This is a genomic window from Desmonostoc muscorum LEGE 12446 (assembly GCF_015207005.2).
GTDB lineage: Bacteria > Cyanobacteriota > Cyanobacteriia > Cyanobacteriales > Nostocaceae > Nostoc > Nostoc muscorum.
Window position 1 is genome coordinate 6,767,033 of record NZ_JADEXS020000001.1, and the last position, 20,365, is coordinate 6,787,397.

At 41.1% G+C, this 20,365-nt stretch carries 17 protein-coding genes and 3 pseudogenes; 14 read left to right on the forward strand and 6 right to left on the reverse strand.

Going from position 1 to position 20,365, the window contains the following annotated elements; all coding sequences use genetic code 11:
- Together IQ276_RS28110 and IQ276_RS28115 are read left to right on the forward strand one after the other, a co-directional pair.
- Nucleotides 1–777 (forward strand): PP2C family serine/threonine-protein phosphatase, encoded by a 777-nt coding sequence (locus tag IQ276_RS28110; RefSeq protein WP_193919942.1) that lies wholly within the window; start codon nucleotides 1–3, stop codon nucleotides 775–777.
- Between the two features lie 6 nt (nucleotides 778–783).
- A complete protein-coding gene (locus IQ276_RS28115; RefSeq protein WP_193919944.1) occupies nucleotides 784–1,746 on the forward strand; it encodes a helix-hairpin-helix domain-containing protein in 963 nt (320 codons plus the stop codon).
- Here the strand turns inward: IQ276_RS28115 and IQ276_RS41050 are convergent.
- Nucleotides 1,689–2,791 (reverse strand): annotated as a pseudogene (locus IQ276_RS41050) (ISAs1 family transposase). The gene IQ276_RS28115 and the pseudogene IQ276_RS41050 sit on opposite strands and share 58 nt — an antisense overlap.
- A 145-nt stretch (nucleotides 2,792–2,936) precedes the next feature.
- On the opposite strand from IQ276_RS41050, the gene IQ276_RS40375 reads away from it, so the two are divergent.
- Both IQ276_RS40375 and IQ276_RS28135 read left to right on the forward strand, forming a co-directional pair.
- Nucleotides 2,937–3,062 (forward strand): hypothetical protein, encoded by a 126-nt coding sequence (locus IQ276_RS40375; protein WP_255264355.1) that lies wholly within the window; start codon nucleotides 2,937–2,939, stop codon nucleotides 3,060–3,062.
- A gap of 26 nt (nucleotides 3,063–3,088) precedes the next feature.
- Nucleotides 3,089–4,240 (forward strand): annotated as a pseudogene (locus tag IQ276_RS28135) (WD40 repeat domain-containing protein); the annotation flags it as partial.
- A gap of 270 nt (nucleotides 4,241–4,510) precedes the next feature.
- Here IQ276_RS28135 and IQ276_RS28140 read toward each other — a convergent pair.
- Both IQ276_RS28140 and IQ276_RS28145 read right to left on the reverse strand, forming a co-directional pair.
- On the reverse strand, nucleotides 4,511–4,837 hold the full coding sequence (locus tag IQ276_RS28140) for a type II toxin-antitoxin system VapC family toxin (RefSeq protein ID WP_228042934.1): 327 nt from the start codon (nucleotides 4,835–4,837) through the stop codon (nucleotides 4,511–4,513).
- Between the two features lie 107 nt (nucleotides 4,838–4,944).
- Entirely contained in the window at nucleotides 4,945–5,292 is a 348-nt protein-coding gene (locus IQ276_RS28145; RefSeq protein ID WP_193915143.1) for a hypothetical protein, read from the reverse strand.
- A gap of 192 nt (nucleotides 5,293–5,484) precedes the next feature.
- Between IQ276_RS28145 and IQ276_RS28150 the strand changes: the two genes are divergently transcribed.
- Nucleotides 5,485–6,222: a 2-phosphosulfolactate phosphatase gene (locus tag IQ276_RS28150; RefSeq protein WP_193915144.1), complete on the forward strand. Its 738-nt coding sequence runs from the start codon at nucleotides 5,485–5,487 to the stop codon at nucleotides 6,220–6,222.
- 327 nt (nucleotides 6,223–6,549) lie between these two features.
- Here the strand turns inward: IQ276_RS28150 and IQ276_RS28155 are convergent, their stop codons facing one another.
- Nucleotides 6,550–7,098, reverse strand: a complete 549-nt coding sequence (locus IQ276_RS28155; RefSeq protein WP_193915145.1) for a hypothetical protein — start codon at nucleotides 7,096–7,098, stop codon at nucleotides 6,550–6,552.
- A gap of 38 nt (nucleotides 7,099–7,136) precedes the next feature.
- A complete protein-coding gene (locus IQ276_RS28160) occupies nucleotides 7,137–7,664 on the reverse strand; it encodes a hypothetical protein (RefSeq protein WP_193915147.1) in 528 nt (175 codons plus the stop codon).
- Nucleotides 7,665–8,173: 509 nt separating this feature from the next.
- Here IQ276_RS28160 and IQ276_RS28165 point away from each other — a divergent pair.
- From IQ276_RS28165 to IQ276_RS28180, 4 genes and pseudogenes are all read left to right on the forward strand, one after another.
- Nucleotides 8,174–11,485, forward strand: a pseudogene (locus tag IQ276_RS28165) (phycobilisome rod-core linker polypeptide); the annotation flags it as partial.
- A 409-nt stretch (nucleotides 11,486–11,894) separates the two neighbouring features.
- Entirely contained in the window at nucleotides 11,895–12,383 is a 489-nt protein-coding gene (gene apcA, locus IQ276_RS28170; protein WP_073640730.1) for an allophycocyanin subunit alpha, read from the forward strand.
- A 62-nt stretch (nucleotides 12,384–12,445) separates the two neighbouring features.
- Nucleotides 12,446–12,934 (forward strand): allophycocyanin subunit beta, encoded by a 489-nt coding sequence (gene apcB / locus IQ276_RS28175; RefSeq protein ID WP_190876488.1) that lies wholly within the window; start codon nucleotides 12,446–12,448, stop codon nucleotides 12,932–12,934.
- Between the two features lie 226 nt (nucleotides 12,935–13,160).
- Complete coding sequence (locus tag IQ276_RS28180) at nucleotides 13,161–13,367, forward strand: phycobilisome linker polypeptide (protein WP_138504247.1); 207 nt, start codon at nucleotides 13,161–13,163, stop codon at nucleotides 13,365–13,367.
- 177 nt (nucleotides 13,368–13,544) lie between these two features.
- Here the strand turns inward: IQ276_RS28180 and IQ276_RS28185 are convergent, their stop codons facing one another.
- Nucleotides 13,545–14,576: a hypothetical protein gene (locus IQ276_RS28185; RefSeq protein WP_228042935.1), complete on the reverse strand. Its 1,032-nt coding sequence runs from the start codon at nucleotides 14,574–14,576 to the stop codon at nucleotides 13,545–13,547.
- 478 nt (nucleotides 14,577–15,054) lie between these two features.
- Between IQ276_RS28185 and IQ276_RS28190 the strand changes: the two genes are divergently transcribed.
- From IQ276_RS28190 to IQ276_RS28210, 5 genes are all read left to right on the forward strand, one after another.
- Nucleotides 15,055–15,825 carry a class I SAM-dependent methyltransferase gene (locus tag IQ276_RS28190; protein WP_193915151.1) on the forward strand — a complete coding sequence of 257 codons (771 nt, stop codon included), beginning with the start codon at nucleotides 15,055–15,057 and terminating at the stop codon, nucleotides 15,823–15,825.
- A complete protein-coding gene (locus IQ276_RS28195; RefSeq protein WP_193915153.1) occupies nucleotides 15,822–16,520 on the forward strand; it encodes an iron-containing redox enzyme family protein in 699 nt (232 codons plus the stop codon). Before IQ276_RS28190 ends, IQ276_RS28195 begins: the two co-directional genes overlap by 4 nt.
- A 227-nt stretch (nucleotides 16,521–16,747) precedes the next feature.
- Nucleotides 16,748–17,299: a heme NO-binding domain-containing protein gene (locus IQ276_RS28200; RefSeq protein WP_193915155.1), complete on the forward strand. Its 552-nt coding sequence runs from the start codon at nucleotides 16,748–16,750 to the stop codon at nucleotides 17,297–17,299.
- A 15-nt stretch (nucleotides 17,300–17,314) separates the two neighbouring features.
- Nucleotides 17,315–18,826 (forward strand): sensor histidine kinase, encoded by a 1,512-nt coding sequence (locus tag IQ276_RS28205; RefSeq protein ID WP_193915157.1) that lies wholly within the window; start codon nucleotides 17,315–17,317, stop codon nucleotides 18,824–18,826.
- Between the two features lie 210 nt (nucleotides 18,827–19,036).
- On the forward strand, nucleotides 19,037–20,239 hold the full coding sequence (locus IQ276_RS28210; protein WP_193915159.1) for an FtsW/RodA/SpoVE family cell cycle protein: 1,203 nt from the start codon (nucleotides 19,037–19,039) through the stop codon (nucleotides 20,237–20,239).
- The last annotated feature ends 126 nt before the right edge of the window (nucleotides 20,240–20,365 follow it).

Here is a 20,365-nt window from a genome sequence, read left to right on the forward strand (position 1 = left end):
GTGAATTGGAAATGGAAAGCTGTTGCGGATTCTGCTACCGGAACAAGTCATCAAAACCAGAAGATACCTTGTCAAGATTATGGATATTATCGCATCTTTGATGATGTGATTGTAGGCGCTGTTGCTGATGGCGCTGGTAGTGCTAAACATTCTGATGTTGGTTCTAAGTTGGCGGTAAAAACGGTAATCAAATGCTTTTCTGATATTAATGAATCTCCTCAGAAGCAAGCTTTTTCTCAACCACTTTCCAAAGAAGAAGCCGAGAAAGTGTTTGTTAAGATTGTGAACCAAGTTATTGCAGAATTACAAAAGGAAGCAGCTAAAGAATATTATTCTGTCAATGATTTAGCTTGTACGTTGTTGGTTTTTATGGCGACTCCTGACTGCCTTGCAGCTATGCAAATCGGGGATGGATTTATTGTGTTGCGTTCCGAAGAGTCAGAGTATCAACTGTTGTTTCAGCCAGATAAAGGTGAGTTTGCTAATGAAACAACCTTTATCACCTCACAAAATGCATTACAAGAAATGCAGGTAGAAGTTATTTCCCAAAAACAAGAGTTTATTTGTGCTTCCACTGATGGACTAGAAAAAGTAGCAATTCGCTTGAGGGACTGGAAACCTTTCCCACCTTTCTTTAAACCTTTGGAGGAATACTTGCAAGAAATTGATAATCCAGAAGAAGATAAATATCTAACGGAATTCCTCAACTCCGAGCGTCTAAATTCTCGCACTGACGATGATAAAACCTTACTTTTGTGCTTGTTTCATAGAGAGTAAAATTCGATGACAGTTCTTACCTGTGCCAGTACGGGTCAATCGATTACTCTGCTGGGTGAACCAATAGCTAATAGCGGTGAAGGTAAGGTTTGGCGAACTAATCGCAATGGTTACTTAGCAAAAATTTACCACGACCAAAAACCTGAGCGAGTGCAAAAGTTAGCGGTGATGATAGCGCACCGACCCAAAGAACCAAATTCTCACCTCAATCATATTTCTTTTGCTTGGCCTAAGTCGGTTTTGAAAAATGCTCAGGGTGATTTCGTGGGCTTTTTGATGCCGGAAATTAAGGAAGCGAAACAACTTATTGATGTATACAACTTCCAGAAAAGAAAGACCTTGAAACTTGACGTTGATTGGCGTTTTCTCCACACAACGACACTGAATATTGCCTCAATTATTGAAGCAATTCACACTTGTGGCTATGTTTTGGGTGACATCAAGCCGGAAAATATTCTTGTTAACGATCGCGCTTTACCTTCAATCATTGATACTGATTCGTTTCAGGTTCGGAATCCGGTAAATGGTAAGATTTATCGTTGTGAAGTTGGTTCAGAAAATTTTACACCACCGGAACTGATTGGCAAAGATTTTCATAGTACCGATCAAACAGAAGTACACGATCGCTTCCGGTTAGCAGTAATTATCTATCGCTTGTTGTTTAGTGGTCAAAGTCCTTTTGTGGGAAAGTGGATAGGTGCTGGTGAAGATCCGAAACCTGAAGAAAGAATTCGTGGTGGTTTATGGATTTATACACCAAATAATCTTATTCAACCTACAAATATCACAATTCCCCTTGAGATTGTTCACCCAGAGGTTCAGCGATGTTTTTTCAAGTGCTTTAATGATGGTTATCAAAATCCTAATTTGCGCCCAACCGCTGGGGATTGGGTAAAGGCGCTTAGACAGGGCTATTTCATTCTAAAAAGCTGCTTGAGTGTGTCTAGTCCAAAAGAACATAAACGTTGAGCTTGTGCCATATTTTTAAACATATTGTTTCGGTATAAATTGAGTGAAAAATTGCGAGTGAGCGCAAAAATCTGAGGTAAGGGTGTAGTGCGAATTCGGGATGCATCTTCACCTTGGGTAACGTCCCGAACGTAATGAACTTTATTCTCAACACCCCAATATCCTCTGATTCGTTCAGCTATTTGTTGAGCCGTTTCAGTTAGAGATGAAATGTAATAACGAGTCTCAGTAGTTACTTCAATTACATTGTGTGTGAAAACCTGACGTTCTGATTTGACTTGAATCAAAGTGGTAAGTCCAGGCCAAGGACGAATACCATCAAGATTTTGACAAATACTGACATGTCGCTTTTCGATTCGACCATGACCTTTATTTATCTGCTCAAAAGAAAATTCCGGTGTAAAATTAGTTTTGATATCTTTGAATAAACTAGGTTGATTCCCTTTCAAGGCAGCAATATAATCATTGCCACTGTTGATAATCAACTCACAAGTTTTTTTTGTGTATTAATAGCATCAAAGGCAAAAACTACTCCCCTGAGAGCCAGTTTCTCAATCAACTCAGGTAATGCTTTTATTTCGTTGGTTTTGGCATCAACTTCAAACGGTTCTAAAATCAATCCTCGCTCTACAAGGTAAGCACTGACCAACATAATTGCTGGGTGGGAATCAGAATGTGGATTATCATTTTCTACTTGATATGAGCCTTTGAGGACTTTACCATCCATACCAACAGTTTCTCCAGGCAGTGGTTTGATGTCAAAGAAATTCGCAAGGCATACGGAATACTCTTCGTAATTTATGTGTAATAAATTACGACGGACTGTACTGTAAGAAGGAAGCCTATTCTTTGTCGGTTTCAAGAGGTCTATCAACTCCTCACGGTAGCTTGAAATCCAATCTCCAATTGCTAGAAATCCTTTATTGCCTGCGGCGATCGCCAATGTGAACAGCGCAAGACATAATGGTAGAGTATGTCGCTGTCCGGCGCGGCGACGGGGGTCTTCTAGACCTGCAAAAGCTTTGATAATTTCGATTTCAGACACGGTAGTAGATACTTGAAGTAGAGCTGGCGATGAATTCTACCATATTGCGTCTACATTTAGAATGAAATAGCCCTGGCGCTTAGACTTGCTGTTAATGAGTTAAGTATCTGTGGAAAGGTAGATAGCCACTATTACAGCCGAACTTATGGTAAGTGTTATTGGTGCGATCGTTCTACAAAACTTGGTACTGATATATTCCCTGGTTTTGCTAGACCAAAACAACAATCTGCTTTTGCTGTATCAACATCACAACCTACAGCTTTTACTGTAAATAAAATTATTGAAAATGTCCCCATAGGAGGGCAAGTCTATACTCTGCAAGGGCATTCCTCTTATGTTAATTCCATAGCTTTCAGCCCAGATGGTAAAATCCTTGCCAGTGGGAGCCGTGATTCGACTATCAAATTGTGGGATATAGACAGGGGAAGAGAAATTTACACTCGTCACGGGCATTCCTCCTATGTCAATTCCGTAGCTTTCAGCGCAGATGGCAAAACCCTTGCTAGTGGCGGTTACGACAAGACTATCAAACTGTGGGATGTCACAACAGGAGAGCTAATCCGCACTCTCGAAGGGCATTCCGACTCAGACTTGGTTCGTTCAATTAGCTTCAGCTCAGATGGCAAAATCCTTGCCAGTGGGAGTGATGACAAGACTATCAAACTATGGAATGTCACAACAGGAGAGCAAATCCGCATTCTCAAAGGGCATTCTAACTGGGTTCGTTCCGTAGCTTTCAGTCCAGATGGTAAAATCCTTGCCAGTGGGAGTGATGACAAGACTATCAAAGTGTGGAATGTTACAACAGGAACGCGAATCCGCACTCTCAAAGGGCATTTCAACTGGGTTAATTCCGTAGTTTTCAGCCCAGATGGCAAAATTATTGCTAGTGGCAGCGATGACAAGACTATCAAACTGTGGGATGTGATAACAGGAGGACAAGTTTGGACTATCCAAGCGCATTCTAACTTGGTTAGTTCAGTTGCCTTTAGCCCAGATGGCAAAATTATTGCTAGTGGGAGTTTTGGTGAGATTAAACTATGGGATATAACAACAGGAGCGCAAATCCACACTCTTCAGGGACATTCTCTGTCGCTAGCTTTCAGTCCAGATAGCAAAATACTTGCCAGTGGAAGTGGTGACAAAACTATCAAAATTTGGCAGCTTGCATCATTAAGCAATACAGATACTTCATTACCAATTAAGCCAACTCAATCTAATATTTCTCAAGCAACAGCTTCTATACCTCACGTTCAACCTGTAATAACCCAAACACCGATAACACCTACCACTAAAAATACTTCATCATTTACTATTTTGGAGGTGATTTGGTTGTTGGTCTTTTTGGGTTATGTGCTTTTGTGGTTGATTCCAGGGGGTATTTGGTGGACAGTGTTTTTGTGTGCTTGGTTTGTTTTGCTTTGCTTTGGTTTGATTCGCATACTGTAATATCTAAAAGGCTACAAACAATTATTAATATTTACTAACAACTAGTTTCTCACGAATTTCATTGCACCGATTATTTTTTGTGGTGTTATTATATATCAATATTTTATGTTTTATGGATAAAGCTAAAAGTATGCAACCAATTCAGGGGTTTCTTGCAGATTCGTAAGTTATCAATTCATATAGAATTATGTTCCAACCTCTAGATCAATAAATTGTTATTCTGAAGTGTTTATCTATGAAACAAATAGATCAATTTAGCCTTGAGAAAAATTAAGATATAGTCCAATCTTCTAAACACAAATTAGGCACTTTTTCAAAATCTCTCCGGTTGCGGGTTACTAAAATCCCATTTACTGAGAGCGTAATTGCTGCAATTCGTAAATCTTGAGTACCAATACGGATTTTTTGCCTAACTAATTCAGCATAAAAATTACAAGCTCTAGTATCAAATTCAAGTAATTTTATATTTTTGAAATATTCTAATTCATCGCTTAAACCCTTGTATCCCCATATTAATTTTTCATACTTAGAAGTTTGATTATTATATTTGTTGATAATATTCAGCCATCCTTTAACTTTCTCCTCAAATGTAATCACTGTTATGGCTAAATTTTCAGGATTCTGCTGTCTTATACGTTGCGTGACTAGTGGATGACTATTTTAAAATAAAGACAGATGGTCTGTATCTAATATCCACATAATAGTCACTTTGTCTCATTCTCTAAGTCAATTTGGCTGCGTTCAGCTTCTATGTATTCCAGCACCTCACTAAACAGAGGATTATCTTTATGCATTCCTGCAAATTTCATCCAAGGATGTTCGATTTGGGGAAGGTCAATTTCTAGAGTCACAATCTTGGCTGTTTTTAACCGAGTTTGCAAACTTTGACTAAGTTTTTCTATCGCTTCCGTTTCTGTGTTGCCTATACCTTGACAATCTGGTAAACCTAGCAATGTTGCTTTAACTGTACCATCTGGTTGATTTTCAATTAGTACATCGTAAGTTAACTTAGGTGCAGTTGTCTGAGAGGTAGTTTTTACAGTTAAATTCATAATATTTTGAACCTTGAAGTTTTATATTGATTATAACTGTTGACCTACTTCGTGCTTAACCTTTAGTTTGTAGTGAGTGCTGAAGCCTCCAATTTAGGACGTTTTGTACTGACTACAAACCTTTAATTATTTACACTAGCGTACTTATCTATGGTTGAATTTTTATAATATTGTATAAAAGCGATCGCTATTATGATTTACGACCAATCAGAGTTTGATTTACGCTGTGAATGGGGCGCACAAGGAGTTTTTCAACTTGCTTGTATCAGTGATGTAGTGATAATAGTTGACGTTCTCTCTTTTTCTACTTGTGTAGAAATTGCTAATAATAATGGTGCGATCATTTTTCCCTACGCATATAGAGATGAATCAGTTATAGATTATGCCAAGTCACTACAAGCAGAGTTGGCGAGTCATAGACAACGTTGGACAACAAGTGGATATTCTCTTTCCCCAAAGTCAGTAGAACAGATTCCTGCTGGAACTAGATTAGTTTTGCCTTCACCTAATGGTTCTTTTTTGACTTTACATACTGGAAATACACCAACTTTGGCTGGCTGCTTGCGAAATTGCCAAGCTGTAGCCGAGTTTGCCCAAAAGTATGGCGATAAAATCGCTGTGATTCCTGCTGGTGAGAGGTGGAAAGATGATGGTAGCCTAAGGCCTGCATTTGAAGATTTGATTGGTGCTGGGGCAATTATTAGCTATTTACGTGGTAGTTTATCCCCAGAAGCCGAAGCAGCGGTGGCAGCATTTCAAGCTTTCCAGCAGGATTTATTAGGATACTTGAAAAAATGCAGTTCTGGTAAAGAGTTGATAGAAAAAGGTTTTGAGTCAGATGTTGAACTGGCGGCTGCTTTTAATGTTAGTGATTGTGTGCCTTTATTGACTAATAATGCTTATGTTAATTCTAGTTATAGAGTTAATTGAATAAGAATTCATAAGTCAGCAATCTTTTAGTAAAAGATTCAAATCTCACCAATAATTGAAAATTTGGTGAAAAAATGAAATCGTTTATTCATTCACCAGTATTACTTACAGTGTTTTGCAGGTAAATGAAGTACACGGGTAGGGGCGAACGGCCGTACCCTTCTCTTCTCTACGAGAGGCTGCGCCAACGAGACGCTCCGCGAACGGGTTCCGCTTTAGCGGTACGCCCTTACAATTATCTGTACCTCACAAAGTTGCAATCTGCTATAATTTCAATTCTGAATTCTGAATTCTGAATTCTGAATTCTGAATTCTGAATTCTGAATTCTAAATGTCACATTGATTAGTTTGACAATATTTTGCACTATCTATGTTTTGCTGCAAGTTATTCAAGGGAATGATTTGAAATGCTGAAGTACTAGACGCATCAGATGTAGCCTCAAAATCAGAAGTGCTGTAAGCAAACTTTTGCCCGCGATAAAATTGTTCGTGAGCTATTTTGGTGACGTAGCGAGAATTCTTGAAGTCATTAGCAATATTAGAACCATAAATGTCTTGAAGCAATTTCACTGCTTTGACATTTTTCTTGGTGAATTTGAGCTTGGAGTCACCATTTACAGATATACCCTCTTGAGTAACTATCTTTTGAGGAACAGTCACATGAAAGCTCAAATTACCCTTGATACCGTAATAAGTTAGGGTTTCGTGGCCATATTGTAGGGTTGGTAGCTGGGGTTTGGTTTTTACCCAGTTCAAGACAGTGTTAATATTTTGTCCTGGTAAGGCATTGGCGGGAGCAATAACGAATGTTATGGCTAGGGTGGACAAAGCAGCAAAGTGCAGCCAGTTAAGTTTATTACTTTTGTTGATAAACATTTTTTGAATACAACAGTTTTAATCTAAAATTGGCACGATCAAAGGTCACATTGATTGGTTTGACAATATTTTGCATTATTGATAAATTCTTGCAAATTTCTCAAGGGAATTATCTGCAATGATGACCCGCCTTGCACCTCAGCTGTGATGTAAGCAAACTTTTGCCCGCGATAATATAGGTCACGACCAATTTTGGTAACATACCGAGACTTTTGGAAGTCATTGGCAATCTGAGAATTATAAATATTTTGTAACAATTTCACTGCATTGGCACTTTTTGTGGTGAATTTGAGGCCGCTACCACTAACAGTGATTCCTTCTTTAGTTACTGTCCCATTTTCAGAAGTGACATCGGCATAAAAGTAGAGTTTTCCCTTTGTACCGTCATAGCCGTGGGCTTCGCTGTTGTATCTCAGAGTGGGTAGTTGAGGTCTGGTTTTTGCCCACTTGACAACCGTGCTGATGTTCTCACCTGGAAGCGCGTTTGCAGGAGTGACAGCCAGTATAACTGCTAGAGCAGACACAGTAGCATTGAATAAACAGTTAAATTTAGAAATTTTACGCATAGTATTTTCACATAGAGAATTATGGTAGCTAAAGCTTGAGTCTTTATTATTTGAGAATATTTATAGAGTACCGTTATTTATAAATATTCAGTTATCAGTAGCAAAATTAACTTAACATTGACTAATTGTCACTGTCCACTAGTGTTACAGATTGTAGGGTGGACATGAAGCTATTACACATTTGGCGTTGCTCATTCGTCATTAGCCATAGGACAAACCACAAATGACAAATGACTACCTACTTAGTTACAAAACTTAGTTTTGTCTCAGACAAACAAGAGTATCTATTCGGGATTTGATGCATTAAGGCTACATATTCTACACACTTCTTAATAAACCAGACTTGAGAACGCAAAACGTTCTAATCTAAAAGCTAACTGGGTTAATTTACTGGCAGTTTTGCAGGCAGTACTCTTAAGCTCATAAAGCATAGACGCACCGATGTGTCAAGCCTCAAAACGACCCAGACTTAACACATAAATGATTATGATGGGAGTTTTAAAAATCCGATGAGTGTTAAGGCAAGTGGTGGAAGCTCAGTTGCGCGTCCGCAACTATATCAAACCCTAGCTGTAGCTACAATTACCCAAGCGGAACAGCAAGACCGCTTTTTGGGTAGTGGTGAACTAAATGAACTGGCAAGCTATTTTGCATCTGGTGCAAAGCGTCTAGAAATTGCCCAGACGCTCACGGACAATTCCGAGATCATCGTATCTCGAGCTGCCAACCGGATTTTTGTCGGTGGTTCGCCAATGGCTTTTTTAGAAAAGCCCAGAGAGCCAGAACTAGTAACTGCTGGTGCTGGTAGTGGTGATGTTCAACAAGGGATGCAACTGGGAACAATAACCTACGTTGAAAGCCGTGGTGGGTTCCTAGAAAATTTACGCTCAATCTTTAACTCATCCCCCAGCGGTCCGACACCACCAGGTTTTAGACCAATTAACATTGCTCGTTATGGCCCAAGCAACATGGCTAAGAGCTTGCGGGATTTATCCTGGTTCTTACGCTATGCTACTTATGCGATCGTTGCTGGTGACCCCAACATCATCGCCGTGAATACACGCGGTTTACGGGAAATAATTGAAAATGCCTGCTCTGGTGAAGCGACACTGGTGGCTTTGCAAGAAATTAAAGCCGGGGCACTTTCCTTTTTTCGTAAGGATGCTGAGGCTACAGAGATTGTGTCTCAGTACATGGATGTTTTGCTTACAGAATTCAAAGCAGCCACACCTTCCAACAAAGTGCGGCAACGTCCCTCTAGCGACCAACAAGGCTTGCAACTGCCACAAATTTACTTTATTGCGGCAGAACGGCGTCCCAAGTTTGTGATGAAAACTGGGTTGTCAGCTAGCGAAAAAAATGAGGTAGTTAAAGCAGCCTATCGGCAAATCTTTGAGCGCGACATTACCCGTGCTTACAGCTTGTCTATTTCTGACATAGAATCCAAAGTGAAGAATGGCGACATCTCCATGAAGGAGTTTGTTCGCCGTCTAACTAAATCTCCCCTTTACCAAAAACAGTTTTACCAGCCTTTTATTAACAGCCGAGTCATCGAACTGGCTTTCCGTCACATTTTGGGACGGGGGCCAAGTAGCCGCGAAGAAGTACAAAAATATTTCTCGATTATTTCTACCGGTGGTCTGGCTGCTTTAGTAGATGCCCTAGTAGATTCTGCTGAATACAGCGACTATTTTGGTGAAGAGACAGTACCTTACCTCCGGGGTCTGGGTCAAGAAGCCCAAGAATGTCGCAACTGGGGACCGCAACAAGACCTGTTTAACTACAGTGCGCCTTTCCGCAAGATACCTCAGTTCATTACCACATTTGCGGCTTACGAGCAACCCCTACCAGACCAGCATCCTTACGGTTCTGGTAACGACCCGTTGGAAATTCAGTTTGGGGCGATTTTCCCGAAAGAAACTCGCAACCCCAGCAACAGTCCGGCTCCTTTTGGCAAGGATACCAAGCGCATCCTGATTCACCAAGGGGCAGGGATTAATAACCAAAACAGTAATCCTAAGGCACGGGGTGAAGCTCCTGGTACTCTAGGACCTAAGGTGTTCAAGCTGGATCAACTGCCTGGAACTATTGGCAAAAAGGCTGCTAAAGGTTCTAGCATCAGATTCTCTGAAAGCTCTACCCAAGCAGTGATTAGAGGTGCTTATCTCCAAGTTTTTGGTCGCGATGTTTACGAAGGTCAGCGGCAAAAGGTATTGGAGATCAAGCTAGAAAACGGCGACATCTCTGTGCGGGAGTTTGTCCGGGCTTTGGCTAAGTCAGATGTATTCCGTAATCTGTACTGGTCATCGCTGTATGTTTGTAAAGCGATCGAGTACATTCACCGCCGCTTGTTGGGTCGTCCAACCTACGGTCGTCAAGAAATCAACAAGTACTTTGATATCGCTGCTAGACAAGGCTTCTACGCGGTGGTTGACGCCATCATTAACAGCGTAGAATACAGCGAAGCATTTGGTGAAGATACAGTTCCTTATGAACGGTATTTGACTCCTGGTGGTGTAGCAGGGCGACAATTGCGCGTTGGTAGTATTCGTGAAGATATTGCCCCGACAATTCGGAAGGAAGTAACGCCGAGCTTTGTGACACTGGGTACTGTCAGTGAAAAGCGGTCAGAACCAGACATTCAGTTCCGCATTAACCAAGGTGTTAGCAAGCAGCGCGAACAAACCAAAATCTTCAAGTTGGTGGCCAATACCAGTGACAAAGTTGCAGTGCAAACTTTGATTAGCGCTGCCTATCGTCAGATTTTTGAACGCGATGTTGCACCCTACATCGCTAAAAATGAATTTACGGTGTGGGAAAGCAAGCTGGGCAACGGCGAAATCAGTGTGAAGGAATTTATTCAAGGTTTGGGTTACTCGAATCTGTACCTAAAAGAATTCTATACACCCTACCCCAACACCAAGGTAATTGAGTTGGGAACCAAACACTTCCTCGGACGTGCGCCACTAGACCAGGCAGAAATCCGCAAATATAACCAGATTTTGGCTACTCAAGGTATTCGTGCCTTTATCGGTGCGCTGGTGGATAGTGTGGAATATAACCAAGTGTTCGGTGAAGATACTGTGCCTTACCGTCGCTTCCCAACCCTACCAGCGGCAAACTTCCCGAATACCGAGAAGCTTTACAACCAGCTAACCAAGCAAAATGACGATGTAGTTGTACCGAGCTTTAAGCCTGTGCAAGCCCGTCCAGGATCTAGTGATACGCCGCTTATAGCCCAGGCGATCGCAGATATCGCCAGCCAAAAGGCGAATGGCAACAGACAGCCCTCCTATGCCGAACTGGGTCGTTCCTACAGCAATAGTAGCGAACAAGCCGTAGAAGTGGGTGTGCGTAAACATGCGCGTATTTATCGTTTGACGGAAAGTACAAGCTCAACCGAAAGGCAACAGGCAGTTAACGCTATTTATTCTCAAGTATTGGATATTTATAGCGGTCAAGTGCCTGATAATTTCCGCCTGAGTGACCTAGACAGCAAACTCCAAAATGGTGAAATTTCCGTTCGGGAGTTTGTGCGTAACCTGGCTAGTTCCGAAATCTATCGCCAGCGCTTCTTTTCACCTTATCCCCGTACCAAGGTGATTGAGTTCCTCTTCCGTCATCTGTTGGGGCGCGCACCCGCAACTCAAGAAGAAATTCGGGAGTACAACAAGCTGCTAGATGATAGCGGTTTACCAGCGGCTGTAGAGGCAATAGTCGAAAGCCCAGAATATAGCCGCTACTTTGGTGAAGATGTTGTGCCTTACAACCGCTTCCCATCCCTGCCAGCAGGTAACTACCTCGGCAGCGTGCAGGCGGCTGAATAGGGACTAGGGAGTGGGGACTGGGGACTAGGGACTGGGAAATAATTCTTTTAACTCCTAATACTCAGTACCCAATACCCAATCCCCAGTCCCTGATACCCTTCGCAACCTTTCGTAATACTGCTCTCAGATTGCCCCTAAAACAGTGAAATCTGAAAAGTAATATTACAAAGTGTTAAGAGCAGTCATAAATGCTCAACAGAATGCCGGAAAATGTTTTGCGGAAGGTAGCTGAGTTTAAAAGCTTGTGTACTTATGTTGACTCAAGCAAACTCGTAATTTATTAGCCGTAGCAGTTATTAAACTGTTGTGTCTAATGCGACGAGAAGATAAACTCAGTAAACCAAATCAAAGTTGCACCAGTTTAATCAAATCCTGGTTTCATTCGTATTGGAGGAATCCATTAATGAGTATCGTCACGAAAGCGATCGTGAATGCTGACGCAGAAGCACGCTACCTCAGCCCTGGTGAATTGGATCGGATCAAATCCTTTGTAGCAGCTGGTGAGCGCCGCCTGCGGATTGCTCAAGTTTTGACAGACAATCGCGAACGGTTAATCAAAGGAGCTGGCGATCAACTGTTCCAAAAGCGTCCTGATGTTGTGTCTCCTGGTGGTAACGCCTACGGTCAAGAATTGACTGCTACTTGTCTGCGTGACCTAGATTACTACCTCCGCCTCGTTACCTACGGTATCGTTGCTGGTGATGTTACCCCCATCGAAGAAATCGGTGTTATCGGCGCCCGTGAACTTTATAAGTCCTTGGGAACTCCTATCGATGCTCTTGCTGAAGGTATCCGCGGAGTGAAGGCTGGTGCTGCTAGCCTGCTGTCTGGTGATGACGCTGCTGAAGCTGGTAGCTACTTCGACTATCTAGTCGGTGCTTTACTAGGTTAAAGCTGTTTACTCGGCATCAAACAGAAGTATTGCAATACAGTTGGAAATAAGGAATTAACAACATGGCTCAAGACGCAATTACCGCTGTCATTAACTCCGCAGACGTTCAAGGTAAATACCTCGACTCTGCTGCTTTAGAGAAGCTAAAAGGCTATTTTTCTACCGGCGAACTGCGGGTACGTGCTGCTAGCACCATCAGCGCCAACGCTGCTACCATTGTCAAAGAAGCAGTAGCAAAATCTTTGCTGTACTCTGACATCACCCGTCCCGGTGGCAACATGTACACCACCCGTCGCTATGCTGCTTGCATTCGTGACTTAGACTACTACCTCCGCTATGCCACCTACGCTATGTTAGCTGGCGATCCTTCCATTTTGGATGAGCGTGTACTCAATGGCTTGAAGGAAACCTATAACTCCTTGGGTGTACCCGTTGGTGCTACCGTGCAAGCTATCCAATCCATCAAAGAAGTTACCGCTAGTTTGGTAGGTTCTGATGCTGGTAAGGAAATGGGCGTTTACTTAGACTATATCTCCTCTGGCTTAAGCTAAGAGCTAGTTTGCGCTTAAGAATTTAGGTGCGGCTTTATTAAGGTCTGGAAATCAATCGTGAGTGCTAGAACGTTATATTGCTTATCTTGGTTAATTATCAGTGATGAGTGTTGGTGGTCTAGTATTGATGTTTGATTTCCAGCCTTGGAAAGATTAATTTAAAGATTTGCACTCAAGATTTACAGATAAAAAAGTTTCCACAAACAATACAGGAGATTTTCAGAACATGGCCCGTTTGTTTAAGATTACTGCTCTTGTTCCCAGCCAAACCCGAATTCGTACCCAACGCGAACTGCAAAACACCTACTTCACTAAACTAGTTCCCTACGAGAACTGGTTCCGCGAACAGCAACGCATTCAAAAAGCAGGCGGCAAAATCATCAAAGTAGAACTAGCAACTGGTAAGCAAGGCGCTAATGCTGGTTTGTCGTAATTGCTGTAGACAGAACATTTTTTTAGGGAATTGGTAAGAGGTCAAAAAAAGACCTCTTTTTTGTCGTTCATAATTTTGAAAATTAAAAGTTATACCATTTTACGAAAATCGTAATACATATAGATTTACCGTAGGGGCGCACAGCTGTGCGCCCCTACCAAGGTATTTGTATCAACCTTAAACTGAAACGGTATTAAACATATTTACCAAGCGATACCCGCGAGTATAAAGCGGAACTGGAGCGCCAATATTCTGCCTATTTTTAGCTTGTTCAACAGTTTCATCAAACACAATCAGCGTTTCATTGCCAACTTTCAGCCAGTCTTCATAAGGTACGCTCATATCATCTTCAACACCAGCAATACTAGGTGGTATCATTGCCCGATAAGCTTCATTGAATTTTCTGCGGAACCGAAAATCTACTGAAATTCTCAAACCTTCAGTTTTTCGTCTTACTGTTTGGTGTAATCCACGGGCATCATTAAAGTACATCGTACCATGTTGTAATTGTGCTTCAGTGTAGGAAACAACCATTGGAATATCTCGACCTTCATCGAAGTCTGACATTACCTGCATAGCCTGTAATTCCATTTCGCGGGGCATTTCACCGGCTTCGATGGTTATATGATCGATGTCGCCAAATAGTGGCAGAACTACTACAGTTGCATCAGCAGGAACACCTGCCCAGACATCGCTATGGCACTTTGAGCTAGCAAAGGGCAAAGCCAACTTCATCGGGTCAGTTTTGCCATAAACCATACGGAGATTGACTGGTAAATCTACTGCATCGATTAGGTCATTTGCTCCTAGTTGATAAAAAGCCTCAGCTACGCTTTTTTGAAAGAGGTTAAATGCCAGAGTGTGTTCTCGCTTGGGCATTAAAAGACCAGTGCCGGTGTAGTTCGGCAAAGTGTTTCTTGCTTCCATCAGTCGTTCCAGCATTTCAGCTTCCGAAAGAATAATGGGACTATTCAGACAAGCTGATATGTAACCCGCAGCAGCAACTCGGATTTGCTGGAATAACTCAGGCTTTAATGTGTGTTCAAACAGCAGTCGATACTGGTGTCTCGTAGCCATTTTATCAGCCAGTTCATCAAAGAGGCGATCGCCAAGCTCAGAAAATGCGTAGGCGTAGCCCGTCGTAGACATCCCACGCTCATGTTCTAAGCTGGACACTGGTGATTCTACTGGCAGTTTTGCTAACATCATTTCTCCCAAAGTTCTTATAAATTAGCTAACAGGACTTATGCATCCAAAGCTAGTTCGTTGTCAAAACGAATCTGGCTATTATAAATTAACAAGATTATTCTGTTCACACTTCGTAAAATATACGGGTTTAATTTTCTTATTTATCTTAATTAAAAGAGCGAATATTAATCATTTTAATAAAGCAGAGATAAATAGCTATATGTGAAGTAGATTTTAAATTTGCAATATCAAAAATTCATGAAGCTCAATTGTATTTAGTCTTGGTTTTTTGAAGGAACTGCGAAGCTGATAGTATTTTTGTGATTATTACTTGTAAAAATATGCTTTTTAAACACAAAAATAGAAGCTTATAAAAATCGGTGAAATCAACGTTAACAGTTAAATCCTTAAATGTTAGAACATATATATCCGTTTTTGAAACTTATAAACCTAGATTGATTTAGATAAACATAACTCAAATATAAATAAATAGTTAAAAATGTCAACATTGAATCATAAAAACTCAACTAGAAACTTATATAATCGCACAGCATCAGATTGGATTAGAGGAGAACCTATTTCCTTATCTGACTTTACAGCCCGTCCTTTGGTACTAGGACTTTGTGAACCTGTTAGTGGATTGCGAGTACTAGACATAGGTTGTGGTGAAGGTTATTGCAGCCGAGAATTACGCCGACGTGGAGCTGCACAAGTGCATGGAATAGACCTTTCTCAAAGCATGATTGAAGCAGCAACCTTGCAAGAAGTAGAAGATGCTTTGGGTATTAGCTACCAAGTAGGATGTGCTACCAACCTCAAGCAGTTTGATGATGCTGAAATTGATTTAGTTGTTGCAGTGTTTCTATTTAATTATTTAACAATTGCTCAGACCGAAGAATGCATGAAGGAAGTTGCACGCATTCTTCGTCCCGGCGGTCGATTTGTATTCAGCGTTCCCCATCCATCCTTTCCATATATGCGGGAGCCAGGATATCCATTTTATTTTCAAGTTCAGGGTAAAGGCTACTTCAGCAAGCGAGATCAACAGTTTCCTGGCCGTATTTGGAAACGAGACGGTTCCTGGCTAAATGTGCAATTGATTCACAAAACTCTTGAGGATTATTTTAATGCCCTTAAAATTGCTGGCTTCAATACGATGCCAATCCTACAAGAATTGCGTGTGACTCCAGAACATATCGCACTAGATGAATCATTCTTTAGCCCCTTACTTGACCAACCCCTCCATCTAGCCATACAAGTATCACGATGACACAGACACTTTCTTTAGTTAAAAATTCCTTCCAAAAAATAACCGATAATCATCCTCTATGGAACCATGAGTTCCTAATGCAGTGTCGTACTGGAAATTTATTCCTACCAGACGTACAGATACTAGCTGTTCAAATGTATAAATTCTCCAAAGAATTTAATCGTATCCTGGCTAGCATCTTGTCTTGCTGCCAAGATGAAAGTACTCAGTTAGTCATTTTGGAAAATCTCTTTGATGAAATGGGACAAGGAGATGCAAGTCAGTGCCACCCAGAATTGTTTCGTCAATTTACCCGCGCACTTGGTATCCACGACGAAACTTTAGCAGCATTACCTACTGCACCTGAAACTCGCGCCCTCATTGATACCTACTTACATATGCCGTATAAGTATGGCTATTTAGCTGCACTGGGTGCTGTCTGTTATGCTTCCGAAGGGATTGTTAGCTCACTGTATACACAACTATATAAAGGAATTGTCGGTGCTGCCCCCTTACCTAAAGAATCACTGATCTTTTTTGAAGTTCATATTAATATCGATGATAGTCATGCAGCGAAGCTAGCAGCAGTAATTGAAGCTCAACTTGGCATGACTGAAGATGATATAAATATAAAACGGGCTATCTTAGAAGCTATGAATGCCCGGTTCCAATTTTTTAACGGAATTCAGCGTCAAATCTCTAAATATAACTTATAACCTAATTCATTGCTCCTAGTTAATTCATAGCTGTAGGTAAAAGGAAAGGGTAGAAATACGGTTGTGAATTTACTAGTTCGTGGTATTAAAATGCGAACAGTTTTCCCAATTTTTTGGTTTTTTAAAACTGTAATCAGACATTTTAAAGTTTAACTACAGGAAATATTGTCATTTTAGTCTCGGTCAAATTCACGAAGCAAAATTAGGCGCAGCAAGGGGAGACTTCCATGTATGGATTAGTGAACAAGGCGATTCAAGACATGGTTTGCAGTCGCTTTGGCGAAGAAACTTGGAAAGTAATTAAGCACAAAGCAGAGGTGGATGTAGATGTTTTCCTCAGTATGGAAGGTTATCCTGATGACATCACCCATAGGTTAGTCAAAGCTGCTAGTAGTGTTCTGGGTTTATCTCCCAGAGAAATTATGCAAGCCTTTGGGGAATTCTGGGTTCAGTACACAGCCGAAGAAGGCTATGGCGAAATGATGGATATGAGTGGAGATACACTACCTGAATTTTTAGAAAACCTGGACAATCTTCATGCTCGTGTAGGAGTTAGCTTTCCCAAACTCCAGCCTCCATCATTTGAGTGTACTGATATGGAGGAAAACTCCCTCAACTTACACTATCGCTCTGATAGAGAAGGCCTAACGCCAATGATTCTTGGTTTAGTCAAGGGATTGGGAACTAGGTTTGATACACAAGTTCATATTACCCAAACCCAGAGTCGAGATGAAGGTGGTGAACATGATGAATTTTTAGTGATTTATAAACCAAATTGACCGCAGGACAGCAGCATGGCTCCTCCTTACCTGACGCTTTCACCAGAGTTACTGGCGAAAGCTTTTCCTTTCCATTTTGCATTTAGCCGCGATCGCGAAATTGTACAAGTTGGTGATGTTTTAGAACGTATTAGTCCGGAACCTCTAGTTGGTAAATTGATTGAGCAGCATTTCCAGATCAATCGACCAAAAATTTTGGTCGATTTTGATGCTATTAGTAAGCAGTCTCGCGCCCTGTTTATCTTAGAGTTTTTGCACAATGGAATGCAGCTCAAGGGTCAGATGATGTATCACCCAGAGCAGGAGGTGATATTTTTCTTAGGTTCTCCCTGGATTACGGATACAACTAGTCTTGCTCCTTTGGGTATCAAGCTCAAAGATTTTGCCATTCATGACCCAATTGTTGATTTTCTATTTTTATTGCAAGCTCAGAATACCGCTTTGGCTGATGCTAAAAAATTAACAGGTGAACTCAAACAACAAAGATCGCAATTACGCAGTGCGCTACAAATCAAGGAAAATCTAGCGGAAATTGCCGAAGCTCAAGCTAAAAAATTGGAAAACTCTCTCAAGGAACTCCAGCAAACTCAAGCCCAATTAGTTCAGGCTGAAAAAATGTCTAGTTTAGGGCAATTAGTTGCGGGAGTTGCTCACGAAATTAATAATCCTGTTAACTTTATTTACGGCAATTTGAAATATGCAAGAGACTATACGGAATCTTTGCTGAAGCTGGTGCATCTTTACCAGCAATTTTATGCCAATCCCATACCAGAAATTCAAAAATATATTGAGGAAATTGAGTTAGATTTTCTACTAGAAGATTTGCCCAAAATCCTCAATTCGATGGAAGTAGGAGCCGAAAGAATATCGGAAATTGTGTTGTCTTTGAGGAACTTCTCGCGCCTTGATGAAGCGGAGAAAAAAAGTGTTGATATTCACCAAGGACTGGACAGTACACTACTAATTTTACAAAATCGCTTTAAGAGTAGCGTCGATCATCCTGGTATCAAACTAGTTAAAAATTATGGAAATTTGCCTTTGGTAGATTGCTATCCTGGTCAACTCAATCAGGTATTCATGAATATTATTAGTAATGCAGTCGATGCTCTTGAGAACCATAACAGTAAACGAAGAATCGCAGAAATTCATGCTGATCCTAATATCATTACAATTACTACAGAAGTCATTGAAAGTAACTGTGCGATCCGAATTACTGATAATGGTTCAGGAATGACAGAAGCAGTTAAAGAACGATTATTTGATCCATTTTTCACAACTAAGCCTGTTGGTAAAGGTACAGGATTGGGTTTATCAATTAGCTATCAAATTATAGTTGAAAAACATGGGGGAATGCTCAGATGTATATCAGAACCAGGACAAGGAACTGAGTTTTTGATTGAAATTCCTTTATTGATGAAAAGGCAAGCACTTACATCAGAATTTGTCAATCATAAGTCAGAATTTGGAAGTAATACAGGCTTGATGCCTAGCTACAGAAATTACGACTCTGGATGCAAATTAGTATAAGTGTAGCGCTGGTAAGATTGGCTTCACCAAAATTGGGCGATCGCCAGATAAAAACCGCTGGCAAAAGTTACTGATTGCTAAACTTGAATGTTAGTAGCAACTTATACTAACAATATTGTAAAAACAGTGCATCAGATTACTGAGTTATGAGTTATGATTTATGAGTTTTATTCCTAACTTTTAATTCCTAACTTTTCAGTTATAGCGATCGTGAATCTACGCCGCCTGATTCCAATTTTTGATAATTCCGTCTCCAACTGGGCATTAGAAGCGCGGTTATTGCGCTGGTTAACATTGATTTGGCTGTTCGTCGGCTTGATCATGCTATTTTCAGCATCCTATCCCGTCGCTGATGCGCGTCATAATGATGGATTGTACTACTTTAAGCGGCAACTGCTTTGGGTTTTAGTTGCCTTAATCGGATTCAATATTATTGTTAATTCGCCATTGCAGAAAATTTTGGGACAATCCCATTGGTTTTTGATGGTGTTTTTGACGTTAATTTTCATAACGCTGATCCCAGGATTGGGAAAAAAGGCTTTTGATGCAGCGCGTTGGATAGCGATCGGGCCAATTCCCATTCAACCCTCGGAATTGATTAAACCGTTTCTGGTGCTACAGAGTGCGCGGCTTTTTGGTCAGTGGGAGCGAATTGGTTGGCGGGTTCGCTGCGGTTGGCTGGTTATTTTCGGTTTGGTACTTTTAGGAATTCTTGCCCAGCCTAATTTAAGTACAACAGCACTTTGTGGTATGACGATTTGGCTAATTGCCTTAGCCGCTGGGTTACCTTACAAGTATTTGGGAGGAACAGCGATCGGTGGAGTGATGTTGGCACTATTGAGTATTAGCATCAAAGAGTATCAGCGGAAGCGGGTGATGTCATTCCTCAATCCTTGGGCGGATGCCACAGGAGATGGTTACCAGTTGGTGCAAAGTCTACTAGCTGTTGGTTCTGGTAGAACTTGGGGAGCCGGATTTGGGCTTTCACAACAAAAGCTGTTTTATTTACCAATTCAAGACACTGATTTTATTTTTGCCGTGTTCGCCGAAGAGTTTGGTTTTGTTGGCAGTATTGTGCTGTTGGTACTTTTAGCTATATTTGGGACTATGGGATTAATCGTGGCGCTGAAGGCGAAAAATTCAGTGCATCGATTGGTGGCGATCGGTGTGACGATTTTGATAGTAGGACAATCATTGCTGCACATTGGTGTGGCCACAGGTTCTTTACCAACTACTGGCTTACCCTTGCCGATGTTTAGTTATGGTGGTAATTCCATGATTGCCAGTTTAATCGCTGCTGGATTATTGATTCGGGTAGCACGCGAAAGTAGCGAAGCTGAGGTGGTACCGTTGCGAAAACCTCAGTTGTCAAATGGGCAAAGACGCAAAGCTTTTCATAAAAATCGGAATTGAGCCAGCAAAAGCTCTTTGCAAGAATCAATACCTTAGCCAAAAAAAGAGTATGACATTTTATATTGTTAGCATTTAACAAAAATTGTTTTTTTCCTTGAATTTTTGAGCTAGTGACAGCAGAAATTA

Excerpts from the sequence above, each read along its gene's own strand:
- IQ276_RS28150 (WP_193915144.1), top strand. The coding sequence starts at position 5,485 with ATGATTTACGACCAATCAGAGTTTGATTTACGCTGTGAATGGGGCGCA.
- IQ276_RS28115 (WP_193919944.1), top strand. The coding sequence starts at position 784 with ATGACAGTTCTTACCTGTGCCAGTACGGGTCAATCGATTACTCTGCTG.
- IQ276_RS28145 (WP_193915143.1), bottom strand. The coding sequence starts at position 5,292 with ATGAATTTAACTGTAAAAACTACCTCTCAGACAACTGCACCTAAGTTA.
- apcA (WP_073640730.1), top strand. The coding sequence starts at position 11,895 with ATGAGTATCGTCACGAAAGCGATCGTGAATGCTGACGCAGAAGCACGC.
- IQ276_RS40375 (WP_255264355.1), top strand. The coding sequence starts at position 2,937 with ATGGTAAGTGTTATTGGTGCGATCGTTCTACAAAACTTGGTACTGATA.
- IQ276_RS28185 (WP_228042935.1), bottom strand. The coding sequence starts at position 14,576 with ATGATGTTAGCAAAACTGCCAGTAGAATCACCAGTGTCCAGCTTAGAA.
- apcB (WP_190876488.1), top strand. The coding sequence starts at position 12,446 with ATGGCTCAAGACGCAATTACCGCTGTCATTAACTCCGCAGACGTTCAA.
- IQ276_RS28180 (WP_138504247.1), top strand. The coding sequence starts at position 13,161 with ATGGCCCGTTTGTTTAAGATTACTGCTCTTGTTCCCAGCCAAACCCGA.
- IQ276_RS28195 (WP_193915153.1), top strand. The coding sequence starts at position 15,822 with ATGACACAGACACTTTCTTTAGTTAAAAATTCCTTCCAAAAAATAACC.
- IQ276_RS28205 (WP_193915157.1), top strand. The coding sequence starts at position 17,315 with ATGGCTCCTCCTTACCTGACGCTTTCACCAGAGTTACTGGCGAAAGCT.
- IQ276_RS28200 (WP_193915155.1), top strand. The coding sequence starts at position 16,748 with ATGTATGGATTAGTGAACAAGGCGATTCAAGACATGGTTTGCAGTCGC.
- IQ276_RS28160 (WP_193915147.1), bottom strand. The coding sequence starts at position 7,664 with ATGCGTAAAATTTCTAAATTTAACTGTTTATTCAATGCTACTGTGTCT.
- IQ276_RS28190 (WP_193915151.1), top strand. The coding sequence starts at position 15,055 with ATGTCAACATTGAATCATAAAAACTCAACTAGAAACTTATATAATCGC.
- IQ276_RS28155 (WP_193915145.1), bottom strand. The coding sequence starts at position 7,098 with ATGTTTATCAACAAAAGTAATAAACTTAACTGGCTGCACTTTGCTGCT.